Raw genomic sequence first — 19,191 nt, 5'->3', positions numbered from 1 at the left:
TAAGGTTTGAGGTTTAGAATCTCTTAAAGCATCTAAAGCTCTCTTGCATTAAACATGATTATTGTTCACCGGTTTGTGTTCCACTCCCAGATGTTTAGCCATGTCAAGTGCTCTTTCCAGAATCCCTTTTTCCTGTTGATTGGCTACGCCGTTCAGTTTAAAAATCAGGGAAGCAATGCTCATATTTTTGATGTCATCGGATGAGATTTTATATTTATCCACCATTCCCATCACTTTTCCGATGATATTTTCACCATCACCCAGAAGATTTTCTTTTACAATCTGTGCATTTTCACTGTGGCTGATAAATTTATCTAATCCTTTTCCTGCAGAAACTTGTCTGATAACATTGTCGAAGAAAGTATTATCACCTCCTACGATATCAATTTTTGCAGATTTGAAGGCTTCTGCGAGTACCATAGACTGAGCTTCTGCAATATCTTTCTGAATAGCAATCTGAGCCAGTTCCACATCTTTTTCTTTGGCAAGCTGAAGACGGAATTCTTCGTGATCTTTTCCGGCATCGTTCAGTTTCTTCATGGCTTCTGCTTTCTCTGTGATTCCTGCTGCTTCTGCCAATGCTTTTTCTTTGATAACTTCTGCCTGGGCAATTCCTTCTTTTTTATTGGCATCTGCTTTTTTCTCAATCACTGTTGCTTCTGCAACACCTTGTCTTTCTGCAGCATCTGCTTTCGCATGCATTACCTGAGCTTCTGATAGTCCTACTGTAGCTTCTTCTTTTGCTTTCGCGTCTGCAATGATCTTACGGGCTTCAGCTTCTTTTTCTGCTGCATCTCTTTTCGCTTGTGCTTCAATTACATATTTCTGTGCATCTTTTTCTGCTGCCAATCTGCGGGATTCTGCGGCTCTTGTTTCCTCGATCAGCTTTTTCTCTGCTTCCTGAGTGGCAACGGTAATTTCTACCTGCTTGTTTCTTTCCGCAGTTTTGAAAGCTTCCAGATCTTTGATTCCCTGCTGCTCTTCCACTACAGTTTTCTCCATGGTTAATCGCTCGCGGATCGCATCCTGAATACTTTTCTTCTCTAGTTCTATTGCTTTTTCCTTTTCAATCTGAGCAAGAGAGACAATTCTTTCTCTTTCTGTAGCTTCAAGGGCTTTATCTTTTAATACTCTTTCGGTTTCTACCAGATCTGCACGTTCTTTATTTTTAGCAGCGATCACGACCTGACGTAGTTTATTTTCTTCTGCAATCTGCAGTTTCTCTTCTGTAGCAATGCGTACTGTTTCATATCTCAGACGTTCTTCTTCTTCTACTTTCAGAATTTCTGCATTTTCACGTGCTTTGATATTGGCCACTTCTCTTTTTTGAGATTCTTCTTTTTCTGCCAGCTGTTTTTCAAGTTCCAGAATAGCTTCTCTGGCTTCTACATTTTGTTTTGTAATGGTTTTTTCTTCATCACGACGAACCTGATTGGCTTTAATATTTTGGGTAGCTGTAAGTTCGGTAATTTTCTTAATCCCTTCAGAATCAAGAATATTATCTTTATCTAATTTATCAATTGAGGTCTGCTCAAGGTAGTCTATCGCACAGTCATCCAGCACATATCCGTTAAGGTCTGTTCCGATGATATCAAGGATTTCCTGACGGAATTCACTTCTTGCTTCGTATAATTCTGTAAAATCAAATTTCTTTCCTACCGTTTTAAGAGCTTCTGAAAATTTAGCTTCAAACAATTCTCTTAATGTCTGGGCATCTGAAGCACGCTGACAACCAATGGTTTGACCTACATTCACAATATCATCTACTGATTTATTGACACGGATAAAAAATGCTACCTGAATATCTGCTCTCATATTGTCTTTACAGATTAATCCTGCTCTTCCCTCTCTTGAAATCTCCAGTTTTTTTACGGAGATATCCATAGATTCCATACGATGGATAATGGGAATGACAATACCGGCATTAAAGAAGACTTTTGTACCTCCATAACCAGTTCTTAAAATAACGATTCCCTGAACAGTTTTTTTATACATCGATAAAATCCAGAAAATCAATCCGATTGTTGCTACGACGGCAACAATAATTCCAGCAATTAAAGGTAAGTTCATAGTTTTATAAGTTTATAGTTTATATAGATGTGTTTTTTTATTTTTATAAGAATTGAAAGATGATATCCAGGATATAATTCATCAGAATCAAAAAAATAGTCAGCATGGTTATTAGTTTTTATTTTAATATCTTATTGATTTCTGTACGTAGTAAATCCTTTTTTCGGGTTCTTCATCTACAATCATAACGCGGGTTCCGTGCTCTAGCCTGCTTCCGTCATTGCTTCTCACCATCAGCGTCATAGGATCACTTCCGATGAAGACTTCCATCATTCCTATTTTATCATCCTGAATGCTGGATTTTAAGCGTCCTTCTCTTCCTAAAAAGGCATAGGACAATTCTCCTTTATGATTGATCTCTTTAAAAAAGGGATTCAAGGGCTTTAGAATTATTTTGGTTAATAGCATTCCCCCAATCATCATTGGAAAGAGAATCAGTATTCCTGCCCAAGTAGGAAGAGGTACGAAATAATTCAGATAAAATGAGCCCAGCCAGGTAATCAGCAATGAGAGTGTAAGAAAGTATGTTACCGGAACGATATCCAGATTCAGAAATTTCAGGAAATGCATCCAGGCTGAAGGATCATGATCAGGTGCGTGAAGGTGGCCATCCGGAACGTCTATATCTGCATCTGTATCCAGGTCGGAATGAATGCCCACATCGATATCCAACCCTGTAAGAATGGTAAAGAGCCAATAGACCACTGAAAGCCCAAGAAGGACGGTCAGTACCGTATTCACCGGAGAAAATGCTATAGTTAAAAATTCCTGAAAGGTCATATATTAGCCTTTTTTAAGGGTTTCTTTTAATCTGTTTAAAGCTTCTTCAGCTTTTGTATCATTACTGTTCACCATGGCATCTATCTCTTCATCAATGCTTTTTCCTGATTTTGAAAGGTCAGAATAAGCTTCCGCAAGGGCTTCCTGCTGTACAACACGATCCTTCAGTTTTTCCAGCATACTCACTGTACTTCCGGTGTCCATCTGGGTCATCTTCTGATTGATATCTTTTGTAGCTTCACTTACCTGAACTCTTGCTTTCAGGGTTTTCAATTCATTTTCCCATTTGGCAATGCTTGATTTCAGATGGTTGATATTACCCTGTAACTTTTCGCAGTCATCATACAGTTTCTCATGTTCTTTCTGAAGAGCTGTTGCATTTTCCAAAGAAGAGGTCTGTTTTTTCAGTGCTTCTTTAGCAAGGCGGTCTGCCTCAGCGGTTTCCACTTCTCCTTTTTCTGCTTTCTGAACAATGACTATAGCTTTATTATAGTAATCTTTTGCAGTTTGCTCTTCCGTCTCTGCCTCATTTTTTTTGCGTATGGCAAGAGCTTTCAGCTGAGCAAGAGCTTCTATACTTTTTCCCAGCTGTTCTTTCATTTCACGGATTCCCTGTTCCGTTAGGTTAATTGGGTCTTCAAAGCTGTCGATCACAGAATGGATCTCTGCTTTTCCTATCGTTAACAATCTTTTAAAAATGTTCATTTTAAATATCTTTTGTGAATTACTTACTCATTTCAAGCATTTCTGTTGTAAATTCCCCCACAAGGATTCCTAAAGAATTGATGGAAGCCATCACTTCGTTTTGTGCCATATTATCGGTTGGGAGTGTATCTCTGAAAATTACCCTTCTTCCGCTTCCGTCCAGTACAAATGCTCCGTGAACGATGTCTCTGTTTTTCTGAAGGAGTCTCAGAAATATTTTTTCGGATGGGTTTTTGATTTCAAAAAGAAACTGTTCCATGATCAGAATAGAGTCTGATATTATAAGGATCATGTTTTTTATCCCGTTGGATTCTTTTTCGATGATTAAGATTCTCTGAGCCTCATCTTCCAACGTGATGTTAAACTCATAATCTAACAACCACTCTTTGACCGTTCTGAATATTTGATTTCTCATGATGGCTGGTTTAGTGTTTTATTTTTCGTCTACACAAATATAAAATAAAATCTTCAAAATGCAAATATTATTAGCAATTATTTATTTCAGATTCTCTATCTTTGCAAAAAAGATTAGACAAGATGAGCTTCTTTGGAACTAATATTAAAAAAATAAGACAGGTTAAAGGACTAAGCCAAAAAGCTTTTGCCGATTTATTTGATTTAAACAGAGGAGTAATAAGCTCTTATGAGGAAGGGCGCGCAGAACCTAAAATAGAAACTATATTAAAGGTAGCCAATCATTTTAACCTTAATCTTGATAAATTACTGACAGAAACCCTTCAGGTAAACCAGCTAGTAAGTGTTTCCGATATAGATCAGCTCATGCTTTTCCCGGAATTAGCCATTCAGAATAGCAAAGAAGCACAGGAAAAAACACAGGAAACCAATCCTTACGAACCTGTAATGCAAAAAATATTAGCATCCGTTGATTGGGTGTATGAATTTACTCCTGAAAAAACCTTGCTACCTCAATATCAGGAGGGCGATATCCTATTTCTGAATAAAACAGATCTGAAAACAGAATCTATCAACAACCTTCTCATTTATCAGCATGGAAACCTTATGCACGCTACAGACAACCCATCACCAACCCAATCTGATCAGGAATATTATAAGATTGTAGGATACGTTTCTACTGCTGAGAAAAATATTTTCACCAGTATATTTGAGAGGTTGGAGAATTTGGAACGCAAAAACAGAATTAATTAATCATTTTTACAACCCACTAAGTAATATAAAGATTATAGGATCAATAAAAAAGCCCTCCGTAAGCTATTACGGAGGGCTTTGTACCCCAGACGGGACTTGAACCCGTACGTCCTTGCGGACACAGGATTTTAAGTCCTGCGTGTCTACCAGTTCCACCACCAGGGCATGGTGTGGGCAAAAAAAAAGATTCGAACCAAGGGTTCCAACCTTCTTAAAAACTCTAAAGAGTTTTTCGAATAGTGCGGATGAAGGGACTCGAACCCCCACGCCTCACAGCACCAGATCCTAAGTCTGGCGTGGCTACCAATTACACCACATCCGCTGGTTTTGTTGATCTGAATACTCAGATTCAACCTGATTTCTTACAAATATAAGATTTTTATTTAAGGAACACTCTCTATTAAAACAAAAAACCCTCCGTAAGATATTACAGAGGGTCTTGTACCCCAGACGGGACTTGAACCCGTACGTCCTTGCGGACACAGGATTTTAAGTCCTGCGTGTCTACCAGTTCCACCACCAGGGCATGGTGTGGAGCGAAAAACGGGATTCGAACCCGCGACCCCAACCTTGGCAAGGTTGTGCTCTACCAGCTGAGCTATTTTCGCATAGTGCGGATGAAGGGACTCGAACCCCCACGCCTCACGGCACCAGATCCTAAGTCTGGCGTGGCTACCAATTACACCACATCCGCTGGTTTTTTATATTGTAAGTTTTAAAGAGCTTGCTTCGTTTTTGTGAGTGCAAATATAGGACAATTTCCTTTACTACCAAACTTTTCAGGAAAAAAAAATAAAATTTCCATATTTTTTTTTCACGGCTTCTTTTATTACATTTCATTTTCTTACTTTTACATCGTTAATATTTACGATATGGAATTACAAGGAACGGTAAAGAAACTTTTTGATGCTCAAACATTTGCGAGCGGGTTTCAAAAAAGAGAAATGGTTATTTTGACCCAGGAACAGTATCCACAGCCGATAAACATAGAATTTTTATCTGATAAAATCAGTTTATTAGATAACCTTAAAGAAGGAGAAAACGTAAAAGTAGGAATCAACATCAGAGGAAGAGAATGGGTTTCTCCTCAAGGTGAAACGAAATACTTCAACTCTATTACAGGATGGAGAGTAGAAAAAGTTTTTGACAATGGTTCTGAACCTACTCAGGCAATGCCTCAGCAATCTGCATCTCCAGTTTCTAATGAGAATCCGTTTGCCGGAGACGACGATGATGATTTACCTTTCTAATTAAAGAATAAAGATCAAATATAAATCCTGCTTTTTGAAGTGGGATTTTTTTTCTAAAAATGGTCCGATTAGACGAAAACGAGATTTCATTTCCTGACCCTGAGCTTTATGAGGGTCATGAGGGAGTAGTTGCTTTTGGGGGCGACCTGTCCGTAGAACGTATTTGGTTTGCTTATCAGCTGGGCATTTTTCCATGGTACAATCCCGGAGAGGAAATCCTTTGGTGGTGTCCTGATCCAAGATTTGTTCTTGTTCCCCAAGAATTAAAAATCTCAAAATCAATGAGAAAAATTTTAAACAGGAATGTTTTTACTTTTTCTGAGAACAAGAATTTCAGGGAAGTCATCAGGAACTGCCAGCAAGCCACCAGAAAAGGACAGTCAGGGACATGGCTTTCTGATGAACTGATGGAGTCTTTTATCCAGCTTCATGAATATGGTTTGGCCAAAAGCATTGAGGTGTGGCAGGATGAAGAACTTGTAGGTGGTTTTTACGGATTGCAGATTGGAAATGTTTTCTGCGGAGAAAGTATGTTTGCCAAGGTAAGTAATGCTTCAAAAGCGGGATTTATCAACTTTGTAGAAAGCAACAAGGATAACATCGAATTAATTGACTGTCAATCACATACCGAACACCTGGAGAGTCTGGGAGCAAAAATGATTCCCAAAAAAGAATTTCTAAAAATCTTACACGAAAATAATGAACGCAGATAAAGAAAAGTGGGTTCTTCTGGTTATCCTGAGCATTATCTGGGGATCATCCTTTATTTTAATCAAAAAATCGCTGGAGCATTTCAATCCGTTTCAGGTTGGGTCTCTAAGGGTTCTTATCGCCGGCATTATTCTGCTTCCGGTTGCTATTTCCAATTACAAACTTTTCCCTAAAAAACATTTGAAATGGTTGATTCTGGCTGCTTTTACAGGGAATTTCATTCCGATGTTTCTGTTTCCGATTGCTGAAACCGAAATAAGCAGCAGCATTGCAGGGATTATCAACTCCATGATGCCTATTTTCGTCATTATTGTTGGAGCTTTGGTATGGAAGTTCGAAACAACAAAAAAACAAATTGTGGGCACGTTAATAAGCTTCACTGGAGTCTGTATTCTGGCTTTTGGTGGTGGAGACAGCGGAGAATTGAAAATGATCCCGATTCTGTTGCTTTTATTGGCTACTTTATGCTACGCAATGAGTACAACGACCGTGAAGTCTAAACTGATGGAGGTATCTTCTACCGTTTTATCTGCTTTTGTTTTCTCATTTGTTTTATTACTTCCGTCCATTATTGCCTTAACAGGTACAGGATTCTTTTCAGAATTCAGCTTTTCAAAGGATAATCTGATGGGACTTATGTTTGTCAGCCTTTTATCTGTTTTCGGAACCGGACTGGCAATGATGATGAATTATCGTTTACTGAAAGTTTCCTCTCCTCTTTTTGCTTCAACGGTTACCTTGGTAATGCCAATCGTTGCAATTATCTGGGGAATTATTGATGGTGAAAAACTCACTTATTTACAATTTATAGGAGCCGGAGTTATTATTGCCGGACTGATATTTTTAAGAACAAATCCGAAAAAGTAAAATTATGTTATAAATTAAATTATATTTGGATGATTTAACTTATAACTATGAAAAAAATTCTACTTTTTGGGTCTATAGCCCTATCTACACTTTCTTGTTCCAACTCTGACGACACGCCTTTCGACAACAGTGATCCGTCTAATCAAAGCGTAATTCTTCCCACGAAGATGACTATGGACGGTATTGTAATGAAAATCAATTACAACGGAGTCAAAATCATCAGTATGATTAACAACATTAATCATGGACAGAGAGTGGAGTTCTCCTATACCGATGATTATATTTCCGGGGTTAAACATTACGAAAATAATGTTCTTGAAAGTACTGTAGAATACGGATATTCTAATGGGCGTATGGCTTCAGCTGTCATAAAGGAATATTCCACTACCGGAACTGTACAGAATACGGTTACATTTACTTATAACTATACCAGTAATACAGAAATCAATGTAAAAAGACAGACGAATTCAGGAACTGCCGGTTCTTCTACGATCAACAGTGTATTTACCTACAGCAATGGAAATATGGTAAGTAACGTAGGATCAGGAACCGGAATCGTTAATGGAAATACGATTAATTATACAGAAAAAGAGACTTATACCTATACGGATAAGAACTATCCTTTTAAAAATGTCAAAGGTTTTGACAAAATTATATTTAACGGAAATGAAAGCAGCGATGGGATAAGCATGCTATTTTCGAATATTAAGAACAGCTTAAGCACTTACAAAGGAGAGTTTTCCAATACAACCGCTGGAGGAGGAACAGCAACCGGAACGACGTCTCACAAGTATACAACCACTTTTAATACTGCCGGTTATCCATCTGAAGAGAGCAGACAATCTCTTGATATGAATGGAAATGCCAATACCAATGCTCCAGATAAATTTTTCTACGAATACAATTATCAATAAAAAAACCTGCATTTCTGCAGGTTTTCTGTTATTTGTTAGAGAAATCTAGTTCTTTTTCTTCACTTTGCTGGCTTTTACCTTTTTCACTTCGTCTTTAATAAAAGGATATTTTTTCTGCATATCCTTAGCTAAAGAAGGATCAAGTTCCAATGCTTTTTGAAGAGATTCCATTCCTTTATCCTGGTCTTTCAGATTGTAAAAACAATTACTCAGCTGATAAAATAACTCGGCTCTGTAATGTTTTTTTATCGCTCTGTTTAATACGGTTACCGCATCTTCATACTCTCCTACCAACATTAAAACTTCTGAATAGGCATACCAGTTGTAGAACCTTGAAGGTTCAGCATCTACCAGTTTTTTAAGACAGGAAAGACTTTCTTCAAACTTCCCTGAATCAATGAATAAAAATGCCAGTCTCTTCTGATAGTCAAGATTGTTTTCATTCAGCTGGGTAGCTTCTTTGGCAAAATGCAATGCTTCAGACATTCCTCCCATTTCTTCATAAAGATAAGACTGTTCCATCATCGCAAGATAAAACTGAGGGTCTTCTCTCAATGATTTCTGGAATGCGTTTAAAGCTAAAATAGGCTGTTTCAAAGCCTTGTTGCATAATCCGATCTTATAAAAAGTAAATGCTTTTGTATATTCCAGCTCCAGCATTTCTTCATAAGTTTCGATGGCCTTCTGGTATTGTCCTAAAGCTTCATAACAGGCTGCTTTATTGGCATATACTCCTACAGAGTTTGAGTTGATTGCCAGTAAATAGTCATAGCCTCTTATCGCTTCATCATAATTTTTTCTGTTGAAATAGAATTGTCCGTATTCAAACCATGCGGTTTCAGAATAAGGGAATTCATCTAAATATTCATTAAGAAAGGCAATAGCCTCCTCACTCTTATTCAGGTCACTGAAACACACCATACAGTTTTCCAGCGAATATTCATCCGTAGGATCTTCTTTCAGTGCTTTTCTGTAATGTTTAAGAGCGTTAAAAGGATCTCCGAGATTCACATATTCATCCGCAATAAAGTTGTGGAGAAAGTTTTCTTCTTCCTCTAATGTCAAAGCTTTTTTGCAGATTTCAATGGATTTTCTGGGATTTCCTAGGTTCGAATAATACTTGGCGTAGCAAACCAAAAAGTCTGTATGCTCCATAGAAGCACCTTTCAGTTCGTCAATAAGTTCTTTCGCCGTATTATACTCTTCCCATTCCAGAAGGATCTCAAGTCTTTTGATCTTGATATCCAACGAATTGGGATGAAGCTTTAGTCCATAATTAACAGCCATGTCAGCGTAATTAAAATCACCAAGCTCCAAATAATAAACAATAATGTCTTCCAGCTCTTCGGTATCGAAGTAGAATTCGTCATTGTTTTCCATCATTTCCTCGAACTTTTTTACAAGTTCATTTCCAAAATACTCTTCCAATAGTGTCCTCTTTGTCGGCCCAACGCTTGAATTTGCTTACAAACCTCGGCAAACGTTTAGTTAATAATACATCTGAAACTGATATTCAAATATTTATGCAAAGTTGCAACTTTTTTTTGAATATTCCATTTCATAAATTTCTATTATAAAAATAGTAAAAAAAGAAAACCGATAAAAGGATTGTGGATAAAAAAACGGAAATTGGGGTTAAATTCTTATGACCAGACGTTTTCCGCTTTCTATCTCAGCATTCCATATGCTTTCTATATTTTTTATGTCAATGTCCTGAGTTTCCATTTTAATTTTTCCTTCAACTGCCGCCTGAAACATTTCCGGGATAATTTCCGAAAAAAGAAGTGCTGATTCTTCTTTTGTCCAGCTTCCCAATCCAGATCCTGAAATCTGAATATCAGTTCCTCTGAGGATCTGAGAAGACAGCTGAATGGTATCTCCGCTCATTCCTCCTATAGTTACAAGCTTTGTCTTATGGGAAAAGGTTCCGTCTCCTTTAAAAGCAGACAAAATCATTTCAACAGAATGTCCCCAGATATAATCTATGATAATATCTATCGGTGTTTCCTGATGAATTTCTTTTATTTTTTGTTTAAAATCATTGTCTTCCAGTTTTAGAGAAACGACCTCATCAGCACCCAGCTCAAGTAAAGACTGCAAAGACTCTTCATTTCTTCCGGTAACAATAATCTTCTGTGCTCCATATAATCTGGCGATCTGAACAGCAATTCTGCCTGTAATTCCTGTCGCTCCATTAATCAAAACAGTGTTTCCAGGTTGTATTCCTGCCTTGAACTTTAATGCCATAGCAGATCCCATAACTGCATTAGGTAATGCAGCAGCCAGAGAAAAATCCAGTTCTTCAGGAATTGGAATGATCATCTTTTTATCGGCTGCAGCCTTTTCAGAGACAGTTCCTTTTTTACTGAAAAAATAAACCTTACTTCCGTTTTCAAGGTATCCTGCTCCGTCTGTTCCGATAACCGTTGGTTGATGTTCCTGGTTTTCTGTTGAATAGTGATTTCCACCTGCTCTGGCTCTGTCGAGATTTTTAATTGATGCGGCTTTTACTGAAATCAAAATTTCATTTTCCTGTACTTCAGGCTCTTGGAAATCTGCATATTGAGGAATACTTCCTTTTTCAAATACTACTGCTGCTTTCATTCTTTTAATTTTTATACAAAATTATGAGGAATGAATACTGTCGGGCGATAACATTTGTTATGAGTTTTGGATTTTGGGAAAGGAGGCTGGAAGTGGGAAGCTGGGAGTTTATAGAGCCAGTAATAGAGTTAAAACGCTGCGGTCGCTAGGAAACATGATATTGTTATTATTATTTGTTCGCAAGGGCACTTCATTCAGCAAAGAATAGCGACCCTTGCTGAGTGAAACACCATTGCGAGAATTTTCAACAATATATATTATTCTTTGCGGACATCGCGTTTAAAATTTAAATAGGACAAGTCCGAAGTAATACGGTGTTTCTTGAAACCTCCAGCTTCTGACTTCCATCTTCCACCCTCTTAAAGTCCTTCTTTTAATATTTTACTTTTGATCCTGCTGAGATGTACGGTAGTAATCCCGAGATAGGAAGCAATATAATGCTGGGGAACCCTTTTGATGATCTCCGGTTTTTGTTTAACCAGATTCAGATATCGCTGCAGTGGCGTGTCTTTAATGAATGAAAAGAAATGTTTCATATAATCGAATACTCTTTCAAAAAGAGCATCCATAAAGAGGTTTCTAAGCTCCGGATTTTCGTAAACTTCTTCCAGAAAAGCATCCACATCAGGTTTATTGATTTTGTATAAAATACAGGGTTCTATGGTCTCAAATGAAACCATGCTTGGCAAACCTTTTTTAAAGCTTTCAAGAGAGGAAAACATTGTGTTTTCAAGGAAAAACTGAAAGGTAACATCTTTTCCGTCATTATTATACCAGGCTCTTACCATGCCTTTTTCAATATAATAGGCATTGCAGGAAACTTCACCTTCTTTTAAAAGCAAAGTCTTGGCAGGGACTTCCATACGCTGGAAACTGCCCAGAAATTTTCTCCACTTTTCTTTAGGGAAAGGAAATCTGTTTTTAATATGTTCAAACATTTCTGATATAAAAAAAGAACGGACTGTTTGTCCGCTCTTCATATATTTTTAGATTAAACTCTTGATTTTAGCAATGATATCATCTCCTAACTGATCTGCCTCTTCCTGAGATTTAGCTTCAGTATAAATTCTGATAATTGGTTCTGTATTGGATTTTCTAAGGTGAACCCAGTTGTTTTCAAAGTCTATTTTAACACCATCAACGGTAGAAACTTCTTCATTCTGATATTCCTGCTCCATTTTACTCAAGATAGCATCTACATCAATCTCCGGTGTAAGCTCTATTTTCTTTTTACCCATGAAATAGCTTGGATATCCAGCTCGTAATTCAGAAACGGTCTTGTTTTCTTTAGCTAAATGCGTTAAGAATAATGCAACTCCTACTAAAGAGTCTCTTCCGTAATGCAATTCAGGGTAGATAATTCCTCCGTTTCCTTCTCCTCCGATTACAGCATTTTTCTCTTTCATCAAAGTAACAACGTTTACTTCTCCTACAGCACTTGCAAAGTATTCTGAATTGTGGGTTTGTGCTACATCTCTCAATGCACGGCTTGAAGAAAGGTTGGAGATTGCTACTCCATTTTTATTTTTCAACAGATAATCTGCAACAGCTACCAGTGTATATTCTTCCCCGAACATTTCTCCTTTTTCATCAATAAGGGCTAATCTGTCTACATCCGGATCTACGACTACTCCTAAGTCTGCATTTTCTTTTTTCACCAGGTCACAGATATCTCCCAGATGTTCTTTCAACGGTTCAGGATTGTGTGGGAAGTGTCCTGTAGGTTCACAATATAATTTGATGGTTTCACAACCTAATTTATCTAAAAGCATTGGAATAGCAATTCCTCCTGTAGAGTTGACAGCATCAAGAACTACTTTAAAATTCTTTGCTTTGATTGCTTCCACGTCTACCATCGGTAAATCCAGAATCTGCTGAATATGGATATCAAAAGCATCGTCTCTTGTTTCATATTTTCCAAGATCATCTACTTCTGCATAATTGAAATCTTCACTTTCTGCCAAAGCCAGTACTTCAGCTCCGTTTTCACCGCTGATGAATTCTCCTTTTTCGTTTAAGAGTTTAAGAGCATTCCATTGTTTTGGATTATGGGAAGCGGTAAGAATGATTCCTCCGTCTGCATTCAGCTCAGGAACCATTACTTCTACTGTGGGTGTTGTAGAAAGACCCAGATCTACCACATTGATTCCTAATCCCTGCAATGTAGCTGTAACTAAAGAAGAAACCATCTGACCAGAAATTCTGGCATCTCTTCCGATGATAAGGGTAAGATCTTTTTTGTTTTTATTATTTTGAAGCCAGGTTCCGAATGCGGATGCGAATTTTACAACATCCAGCGGTGTTAAGTTATCATTTACTCTTCCACCAATGGTTCCGCGAATTCCGGAAATAGATTTTATTAATGACATGATGTTTTTGCTTTTATTTTGTTCTTTCTGAATTTTTCCAACGCAAAGATACTTAAAAGACCCTTCAACTTATAGAACCGGAATCTTTTTTTGGACTTTATCATAGGTATTTTTCACAACTTTCGGTGGTGCAAAACGATACCCTATATATAACAGTCCATAAAGATTATTATTTTCAACTGCTTCGCCATTTTTCTGATACGTATAAGCCCTAAAGTTCATCCTTCCTCCAAAAAGAAAACGATCCGAATTATATCCCACGTGAAGACCTCCTTCCATTCTCAGGGTTACAAACTGTTCATTTTCTTTCTGCTCATTGTTCTGCCGGGAGCTTGAAAACTGTCCTCCAAGTCCTACAGAAAGGTAGGGTGCAACATTCACTTTATCTCTTATAATCCAATTATAAAAGTATCCCATATTGGCCCCTATTTTATACTGAACTTCTTTGCTTTTCACTTCATTGATTGTATTGGTGAAAAAGCTGACATCATAATCCAGATAGGGAACCCAGCTTCCGCTGCTTTTTTTCTGCCATTCACTGTGAGTATATACACTTTTGGCTGAGAAGTTTTTATTGAGCACATACGATGTTGTTCCTCCAAAGCTCAGTACTTTTAAGTCCGGGAACTGCAAATAAGCATCTGCTTCCTGCCAATCCGGATTAAAATCTTTCATATTTTCCACGTAAAACCCCTTTACTTTTTTATAATAAAGAGTCTGGATAAATCTTTTTGGAAAAAACCTGAAGCTCAGATCTGTATAAGAACTTTTTCCTTTCAGATCATCCTCATTATTTCCTGGGATAAATTTGGGTGAGAAAGAAAGGGTTGCACTAATGGCACGGTAGTCAATAGATACTGATGTCCTTGTTTTGTTATTAATGGACAGCTCCATTTTATCATTTCCTCCCTGGGAAAGAATATACTTTTCAAGATTGGTATCCAGATTAAGGCGGATCATCACCTGATCTTTGTACGATTTTACCAGTGTTGTATCTGTCTGGCACCTAGCGTAAAAAATGCATGAGAACAACAAGAGAACTGAAATTGTGTTTTTTAGAGTCAAAATAATTAATATTTTCAAAGGATGAAAATACTATTATTTTTTTAAATTTCTGTTAAGGCTTGTTTAAGAACAGCCGCAATCTTTATCGCAGTTGGTTCTTTTGGAGCTGAATTTCTTAGGAGCGAAATTCTTTTTAAGTACTTTAAATAAAGAGTAGCAAGCAAATGCTACGATTAATACAATAAGTACGTACTGAATGATTAATGATGATTCCATTACTTTAAAATCTGATATACTATCATCGACACAAAATATGCCAAACCTGTCATCATGACTACCTGAAAGCCGGTCCATTTCCAACTTTTGGTTTCTCTGTAGACTACTGCAAGTGTAGAAACACACTGCATTGCAAATGCATAGAAAAGAAGAACCGAGATTCCGGTTGCAAAACTGAAGACTTTTTCTCCGTTGGGTTTTACATCTCTTCTCATTTTATCAATTACTTTCACTTCGGGAGCATCATCTTCCAAACTGTAAAGGGTAGACATTGTTCCTACAAAAACTTCTCTTGCGACAAAGCTTGTAAGGATTCCTACACCCATTTTCCAGTCGTAACCAAGCGGAGCAATTACAGGTTCTATTCCTTTACCCATCTTAGCAAGGTAAGAATGGTCTAAGTGAACATCTGTAGCTACCAATTCATTTGTTTTCTGGCTTGGCCCGAAATAGCTTAAAAACCAGATGATGATACTTACAATGAAAATTATTTTTCCGGCTCCGGTAATGAAGTCCCATACTTTTCCTAAAACCATTTTAAAGTCATATCCGAAAAGTGGTTTTTTATAGGCTGGAAGATCCATTACGAGATATGTCTTTCCTTTACTTTTAATAAATCTTTTAAGGATTGCTGCAGAGAATAAAGCGACTAAGAAGCCAAGGAGATACATTCCCATCAAGACCAGCGCTTTATATTTGATTCCTAAAAATGTTCCTTCTGAGATAATCAGTCCGATAATGATACTGTAAACCGGAAGTCTCGCAGAACATGTCATAAATGGTGTTACCAATATCGTAAGCAATCTTTCTTTTACATTCTCAATATTTCTTGTAGAGATCACCGCCGGGATGGCACAGGCTGTTCCTGATACTAGCGGAACAATACTTTTTCCGTTAAGCCCGAAAGGACGAAGCAATCTGTCCATCAGGAATACGACTCTTGCCATATATCCTGAATCTTCTAATAAATAAAGAAAATATAACAGAATTCCGATCTGTGGGGCAAACACTACAATTCCTCCTATTCCCGGAACAATTCCGTTTGAAATCAGTGAATTAATTGGCCCTTCAGGAAGATGTTCATTGGAGAATGCTGCCAGCCATGAGAAGGTCTCTTCGATCCAGTTCATCGGGTATTCCGCAAGGAAAAATACACTTTGGAAAATAACAAGTAATATCGCTAAGAATACGACATAACCCCAGAATTTATGAACTAAAACTTTATCCAGTTTTTCCGTTAATAATTCTTTGAACTGAGCTTTTTTAGAGATGACATCAGCCAGTATTTTGTCTACATTCTGATATCTTCTTACGGTTTCCTGCACCTGTAATCTTTTCGGAACCAAACTTTTAGAATCAGATTCATTCAGCTGTTCCATTACTGAGCCAATTCTTCCAAGATCTGTTCCCAGGGAGAGGCTCATCCATGCTTTATATTCATTATCGAAACCTTTATGTGCTGCCAGTTTCTGGATAAAATCCCTGTGCTCATTAGGTGTTTCAAAAGAAAGGGTATTTGTTTTTACAAATTCGTTGTTGTAAACAGCTTCTCTTACTTCATCAATCCCGATTTGTTCTTTGGCATTGGTCTGAATAATTTTAATGCCCAATGCTTCGGAAAATTTTTGAATATCTATAGTAATTCCTCTTCTTTCTGCCTGGTCAATCTGATTGACAATCAAAATCATTGGAATTCCGAGATCCTGAATCTGCTGAAATAGCAGCAGCCCTCTTTTTAAACTTAATGCTTCAAGAATATAGACAACTCCTGCGTAGTTTTTCTGCTCGTCAATAAGGTATTTGGAAAAAATAGCCTCATCTTCTGAGCTTGGGTATACACTGTAGGAACCCGGAAGGTCAATAACCTCCACTTCCTCATTTTTATAAGCATAATTCCCTGAATGGCTTGCTACGGTAACGCCGGCATAGTTTCCGGTTTTCTGCTTTTTGTTACAAAGCGTATTAAAAACCGTTGACTTTCCTACATTAGGATTTCCGACTAAAAGTATCTGTTTTTTCTTGTTTTCCTGCATTAATTCAATTCTTCAACAATGATGTAATCTCCTTCTTCCTCACGAAGAGCAATCCGGCTTTTTTCTGCTCCAAACTCCACATACATAGGCCCATTGAATGGTGCCTGATACAAAATTCTGAAAGTGGTTTCCGGAAGAAGCCCCATTTCAATGATTTTATTGGGCATTTTCAGATGGTCATTATCATACCCCAATATCTTCCCCATTTTGTTTTTAGGGAATCCACTTAATTTATGTAATCCTTTCTCTTTCAAAGCCTAATTTTTAGTCCTGCAAATATACGCTATTTAAATTTAATCTAAATAACGTTTGGGATAAAAGAAATAAGCCCAGACACATCGTTGTATCTGGGCTTATTTATATCTTATTAAGATTATCCTTCTGCTCCAAGCTGAAAGCAATGAACAGGAGGTCCCGCAATTACAGGACCTACAGCAAGTTCAATAGCGCATTTTTCTTCTGTAGTCAATTCCTTTTCCCTCTCTTTTGCGGTTGTGGATAATGTAATAGGTTTTTGTAGTTGATCTGTTTTTTCAATAGTCTTCTTAGTGACTAAAACAGTTTCAGTTGCCTTTTTGGGCTCCGTATTTTTATTTGGAGATTCATTTTTAGCAAATAGCAATGCAGATGTTGTCAGCAGAACTGCGACAATAGATTTTTTCATGGTATAATTTTTAAATTAGTTTTAGCAAACATATGAGAATAAAAAATAAAATCAAATTTTTTCTGAGATTTTTTTAAAGTTTCTGCTGGTCAAACGTAGAATTTACCTGATAAAAAGAAATCAACCCAAACACATTGCTGTATCTGGGTTGATTCAAAATATAATTTAGTTGATATGAATGCTTATTTTTTCTTCTTGTCAGAAGCCTGTTCTTTTTCTATGGGATTATCATTGGACCCGAAGAAATCTTTCACCTGCTTTTCCAGTCTTTTCATGAAATCTCCTACTGTTCCGTCTGTTCCCGGCATCGGTCTGCTCATATTTTCTGCAGTCATGTAAGGTCTTGATTCTGCGAATGGATCTGCTTTGTATCCCTCGTAAGACTTCAGGAATTTTTCTTTGGATGTAGGTGTTACAGTATTGCTCATCATTCCCATCTTAGCATTGATCTTATCGGCATATGATAATTCATCATAGTTTTCGATCTTTTTATTTCCGCTCAATTGCCATGAATAGTTTTTATCTGCGTCTTCGACTTTTACAATCAGACCAGGAAGTCCTTTAAATTTATAAGGTCCATCCTGAAAAGGAATGTCAGAACTAAACCAGGCTGTCCACTTTCTTCCTCCAAATTCTGTAGTTGCTTTCTGAGCATTGTATGCACCTACTTTCTCTTTATCAGGTAAAATACTCCATTGTAATTTCGGTTCGTCCTCGTAGGAGAATAGGTTTCTACTGATTCTATCTACATACTGAACCTTCATGTCCGGATAGCTTTTGATAATTTTATAAGAGAATTTTGGCCACTTTATAAATTTGGTCATGTCCTTGAAAGACTTGGTTTTCTCCATTTCTTCTATCTGAACTTTAATGATAGAATCCTGAGCCGGCATTGTATAATCCTGGTAGATTGATTTCTTTGGGGTAATATCAAGAATCGTAATGATCTTATCCATTCTTGCCGAATCTTTCTTCGGCTTAAAAGTCAGTTCATAAAAGAAACGGTTCGCTGTTTCTTTAGATTCCTGAGCTCCCGCAAATGCAAAAAGAGCAATAAGAAATACTGAGAATAACTTTTTCATTGTAGCAAGTTTTATATAATTAGTAATCACTTGTCTTCTTTTGTTACAGTTTTTCAGAAATTTTATTTTTTGGTAAAAAATATTCACCGTTTCAAATCTTTACTAATTAAAAAATTATGATTCTCTTAAAACAGTTTCATTTTTAAAACACTTACCTTTAAGTTTCTAAAAAACAAAATATTATGGATACCTTATCTCAATTAAAATCCGAACTGGAGGGAGAGTTCCAAACCACAAAAAAATTTATTGAACTATTCCCTGAAGGAAAAAATGATTATGCTCCGCATGAAAAAAGTATGAAACTAATGCCACTTGCCACCCATCTTGTTGAAGTTTTTGAATGGCCAAATACTATTTTGAAAACTTCCGAGCTGGATTTTGCCAAAGGAGACTATAAACCTACCATTCTTTCTACAAGAGATGATCTCATAAAAAAACTGGAGGATGATTATCAGTCTGCAAAAACAGCATTGGAAAATAGTACAGAGGACGATCTGAACCCCAGCTGGACCATTAAAAATGATGGCCATGAACTGGCAAGCTGGAGCAAATACGGAGCTATCCGGCATGCTTTAAACCAAATCACTCATCACAGGGCTCAACTGGGAGTGTATTACAGACTAAACAATATTCCTTTGCCGGGAAGCTATGGGCCTTCTGCAGACCAGCAAAGCTTTTAATTTCAGTATATCTC

19 protein-coding genes and 5 tRNA genes are annotated in these 19,191 nt (G+C 37.2%); 6 read left to right on the top strand and 18 right to left on the bottom strand.

The features are described 5' to 3' along the window. Nucleotides 1-48: 48 nt before the first annotated feature. From ACMA47_RS18885 to ACMA47_RS18870, 4 genes are all read right to left on the bottom strand, one after another. Nucleotides 49-2,070, bottom strand: a complete 2,022-nt coding sequence (locus ACMA47_RS18885; protein WP_034693954.1) for a flotillin family protein — start codon at nucleotides 2,068-2,070, stop codon at nucleotides 49-51. Between the two features lie 123 nt (nucleotides 2,071-2,193). Continuing rightward, nucleotides 2,194-2,850 carry a hypothetical protein gene (locus ACMA47_RS18880; RefSeq protein ID WP_413931016.1) on the bottom strand — a complete coding sequence of 219 codons (657 nt, stop codon included), beginning with the start codon at nucleotides 2,848-2,850 and terminating at the stop codon, nucleotides 2,194-2,196. Between the two features lie 3 nt (nucleotides 2,851-2,853). Beyond that, nucleotides 2,854-3,555, bottom strand: a complete 702-nt coding sequence (locus tag ACMA47_RS18875) for a PspA/IM30 family protein (RefSeq protein WP_413931015.1) — start codon at nucleotides 3,553-3,555, stop codon at nucleotides 2,854-2,856. A 19-nt stretch (nucleotides 3,556-3,574) separates the two neighbouring features. After that, nucleotides 3,575-3,970, bottom strand: a complete 396-nt coding sequence (locus ACMA47_RS18870; RefSeq protein ID WP_034693957.1) for a hypothetical protein — start codon at nucleotides 3,968-3,970, stop codon at nucleotides 3,575-3,577. A gap of 122 nt (nucleotides 3,971-4,092) precedes the next feature. Between ACMA47_RS18870 and ACMA47_RS18865 the strand changes: the two genes are divergently transcribed. After that, nucleotides 4,093-4,722, top strand: coding sequence for a helix-turn-helix domain-containing protein (locus ACMA47_RS18865; protein ID WP_413931014.1), 630 nt, complete (start codon nucleotides 4,093-4,095; stop codon nucleotides 4,720-4,722). An 81-nt stretch (nucleotides 4,723-4,803) separates the two neighbouring features. On the opposite strand, the gene ACMA47_RS18860 is transcribed toward ACMA47_RS18865, so the two are convergent. The 5 genes from ACMA47_RS18860 to ACMA47_RS18840 all read right to left on the bottom strand — a co-directional run bounded on the left by ACMA47_RS18860 (nucleotide 4,804) and on the right by ACMA47_RS18840 (nucleotide 5,416). After that, nucleotides 4,804-4,887: transfer RNA gene (locus ACMA47_RS18860), tRNA-Leu, on the bottom strand. Nucleotides 4,888-4,962: 75 nt separating this feature from the next. Further along, nucleotides 4,963-5,044: transfer RNA gene (locus tag ACMA47_RS18855), tRNA-Leu, on the bottom strand. A 120-nt stretch (nucleotides 5,045-5,164) separates the two neighbouring features. Next, a tRNA-Leu gene (locus ACMA47_RS18850) sits at nucleotides 5,165-5,248 on the bottom strand. A gap of 6 nt (nucleotides 5,249-5,254) precedes the next feature. Further along, nucleotides 5,255-5,330: transfer RNA gene (locus tag ACMA47_RS18845), tRNA-Gly, on the bottom strand. A 4-nt stretch (nucleotides 5,331-5,334) separates the two neighbouring features. Beyond that, nucleotides 5,335-5,416 (bottom strand) — tRNA-Leu (locus ACMA47_RS18840). Nucleotides 5,417-5,594: 178 nt separating this feature from the next. On the opposite strand from ACMA47_RS18840, the gene ACMA47_RS18835 reads away from it, so the two are divergent. From ACMA47_RS18835 to ACMA47_RS18820, 4 genes are read left to right on the top strand one after another with little or no spacing between them, the layout of a single operon-like run. Next, nucleotides 5,595-5,972 carry a DUF3127 domain-containing protein gene (locus tag ACMA47_RS18835; RefSeq protein WP_034694219.1) on the top strand — a complete coding sequence of 126 codons (378 nt, stop codon included), beginning with the start codon at nucleotides 5,595-5,597 and terminating at the stop codon, nucleotides 5,970-5,972. 59 nt (nucleotides 5,973-6,031) lie between these two features. Further along, nucleotides 6,032-6,685: a leucyl/phenylalanyl-tRNA--protein transferase gene (aat, locus tag ACMA47_RS18830; protein ID WP_413931013.1), complete on the top strand. Its 654-nt coding sequence runs from the start codon at nucleotides 6,032-6,034 to the stop codon at nucleotides 6,683-6,685. After that, a complete protein-coding gene (locus tag ACMA47_RS18825; protein WP_253318024.1) occupies nucleotides 6,672-7,550 on the top strand; it encodes a DMT family transporter in 879 nt (292 codons plus the stop codon). The genes aat and ACMA47_RS18825 overlap by 14 nt, the downstream gene beginning before the upstream one ends. A 47-nt stretch (nucleotides 7,551-7,597) precedes the next feature. Further along, a complete protein-coding gene (locus ACMA47_RS18820) occupies nucleotides 7,598-8,464 on the top strand; it encodes a hypothetical protein (RefSeq protein WP_413931012.1) in 867 nt (288 codons plus the stop codon). A gap of 45 nt (nucleotides 8,465-8,509) precedes the next feature. On the opposite strand, the gene ACMA47_RS18815 is transcribed toward ACMA47_RS18820, so the two are convergent. The 9 genes from ACMA47_RS18815 to ACMA47_RS18775 form a co-directional block, all read right to left on the bottom strand. Beyond that, nucleotides 8,510-9,892, bottom strand: a complete 1,383-nt coding sequence (locus tag ACMA47_RS18815; protein ID WP_413931011.1) for a tetratricopeptide repeat protein — start codon at nucleotides 9,890-9,892, stop codon at nucleotides 8,510-8,512. Nucleotides 9,893-10,099: 207 nt separating this feature from the next. Continuing rightward, nucleotides 10,100-11,068, bottom strand: a complete 969-nt coding sequence (locus ACMA47_RS18810) for a quinone oxidoreductase family protein (protein ID WP_413931010.1) — start codon at nucleotides 11,066-11,068, stop codon at nucleotides 10,100-10,102. Nucleotides 11,069-11,427: 359 nt separating this feature from the next. Next, nucleotides 11,428-12,048 (bottom strand): Crp/Fnr family transcriptional regulator, encoded by a 621-nt coding sequence (locus ACMA47_RS18805; protein WP_413931009.1) that lies wholly within the window; start codon nucleotides 12,046-12,048, stop codon nucleotides 11,428-11,430. Nucleotides 12,049-12,054: 6 nt separating this feature from the next. Then, a complete protein-coding gene (gene glmM, locus ACMA47_RS18800) occupies nucleotides 12,055-13,437 on the bottom strand; it encodes a phosphoglucosamine mutase (protein ID WP_413931008.1) in 1,383 nt (460 codons plus the stop codon). Between the two features lie 69 nt (nucleotides 13,438-13,506). Further along, nucleotides 13,507-14,469 (bottom strand): DUF4421 family protein, encoded by a 963-nt coding sequence (locus tag ACMA47_RS18795; protein ID WP_413931068.1) that lies wholly within the window; start codon nucleotides 14,467-14,469, stop codon nucleotides 13,507-13,509. Nucleotides 14,470-14,717: 248 nt separating this feature from the next. Continuing rightward, nucleotides 14,718-16,751: a ferrous iron transport protein B gene (feoB, locus tag ACMA47_RS18790; protein ID WP_413931007.1), complete on the bottom strand. Its 2,034-nt coding sequence runs from the start codon at nucleotides 16,749-16,751 to the stop codon at nucleotides 14,718-14,720. Then, on the bottom strand, nucleotides 16,751-17,005 hold the full coding sequence (locus tag ACMA47_RS18785; RefSeq protein ID WP_034693968.1) for a FeoA family protein: 255 nt from the start codon (nucleotides 17,003-17,005) through the stop codon (nucleotides 16,751-16,753). Before ACMA47_RS18785 ends, feoB begins: the two co-directional genes overlap by 1 nt. 119 nt (nucleotides 17,006-17,124) lie before the next feature. Beyond that, nucleotides 17,125-17,415: a hypothetical protein gene (locus ACMA47_RS18780; protein ID WP_413931006.1), complete on the bottom strand. Its 291-nt coding sequence runs from the start codon at nucleotides 17,413-17,415 to the stop codon at nucleotides 17,125-17,127. A gap of 182 nt (nucleotides 17,416-17,597) precedes the next feature. Beyond that, nucleotides 17,598-18,497 (bottom strand): GLPGLI family protein, encoded by a 900-nt coding sequence (locus tag ACMA47_RS18775; protein ID WP_413931005.1) that lies wholly within the window; start codon nucleotides 18,495-18,497, stop codon nucleotides 17,598-17,600. Between the two features lie 182 nt (nucleotides 18,498-18,679). On the opposite strand from ACMA47_RS18775, the gene ACMA47_RS18770 reads away from it, so the two are divergent. Further along, the gene (locus ACMA47_RS18770; RefSeq protein WP_413931004.1) at nucleotides 18,680-19,177 is read left to right on the top strand and encodes a DinB family protein; all 498 of its coding nucleotides are present in this window, start codon (nucleotides 18,680-18,682) and stop codon (nucleotides 19,175-19,177) included. Nucleotides 19,178-19,191 lie beyond the last annotated feature (14 nt).

The organism is Chryseobacterium sp. T20 (assembly GCF_047345655.1).
Taxonomy (GTDB): domain Bacteria; phylum Bacteroidota; class Bacteroidia; order Flavobacteriales; family Weeksellaceae; genus Chryseobacterium.
This window is presented reverse-complemented; position numbering and strand designations above follow the sequence as displayed.

What these genes read in the sequence shown, in the direction of transcription:
- ACMA47_RS18885 (WP_034693954.1), bottom strand. Translation starts at nt 2,070, where the DNA reads ATGAACTTACCTTTAATTGCTGGAATTATTGTTGCCGTCGTAGCAACA.
- ACMA47_RS18880 (WP_413931016.1), bottom strand. Translation starts at nt 2,850, where the DNA reads ATGACCTTTCAGGAATTTTTAACTATAGCATTTTCTCCGGTGAATACG.
- ACMA47_RS18875 (WP_413931015.1), bottom strand. Translation starts at nt 3,555, where the DNA reads ATGAACATTTTTAAAAGATTGTTAACGATAGGAAAAGCAGAGATCCAT.
- ACMA47_RS18870 (WP_034693957.1), bottom strand. Translation starts at nt 3,970, where the DNA reads ATGAGAAATCAAATATTCAGAACGGTCAAAGAGTGGTTGTTAGATTAT.
- ACMA47_RS18865 (WP_413931014.1), top strand. Translation starts at nt 4,093, where the DNA reads ATGAGCTTCTTTGGAACTAATATTAAAAAAATAAGACAGGTTAAAGGA.
- ACMA47_RS18835 (WP_034694219.1), top strand. Translation starts at nt 5,595, where the DNA reads ATGGAATTACAAGGAACGGTAAAGAAACTTTTTGATGCTCAAACATTT.
- aat (WP_413931013.1), top strand. Translation starts at nt 6,032, where the DNA reads ATGGTCCGATTAGACGAAAACGAGATTTCATTTCCTGACCCTGAGCTT.
- ACMA47_RS18825 (WP_253318024.1), top strand. Translation starts at nt 6,672, where the DNA reads ATGAACGCAGATAAAGAAAAGTGGGTTCTTCTGGTTATCCTGAGCATT.
- ACMA47_RS18820 (WP_413931012.1), top strand. Translation starts at nt 7,598, where the DNA reads ATGAAAAAAATTCTACTTTTTGGGTCTATAGCCCTATCTACACTTTCT.
- ACMA47_RS18810 (WP_413931010.1), bottom strand. Translation starts at nt 11,068, where the DNA reads ATGAAAGCAGCAGTAGTATTTGAAAAAGGAAGTATTCCTCAATATGCA.
- ACMA47_RS18805 (WP_413931009.1), bottom strand. Translation starts at nt 12,048, where the DNA reads ATGAAGAGCGGACAAACAGTCCGTTCTTTTTTTATATCAGAAATGTTT.
- glmM (WP_413931008.1), bottom strand. Translation starts at nt 13,437, where the DNA reads ATGTCATTAATAAAATCTATTTCCGGAATTCGCGGAACCATTGGTGGA.
- feoB (WP_413931007.1), bottom strand. Translation starts at nt 16,751, where the DNA reads ATGCAGGAAAACAAGAAAAAACAGATACTTTTAGTCGGAAATCCTAAT.
- ACMA47_RS18780 (WP_413931006.1), bottom strand. Translation starts at nt 17,415, where the DNA reads ATGAAAAAATCTATTGTCGCAGTTCTGCTGACAACATCTGCATTGCTA.
- ACMA47_RS18775 (WP_413931005.1), bottom strand. Translation starts at nt 18,497, where the DNA reads ATGAAAAAGTTATTCTCAGTATTTCTTATTGCTCTTTTTGCATTTGCG.
- ACMA47_RS18770 (WP_413931004.1), top strand. Translation starts at nt 18,680, where the DNA reads ATGGATACCTTATCTCAATTAAAATCCGAACTGGAGGGAGAGTTCCAA.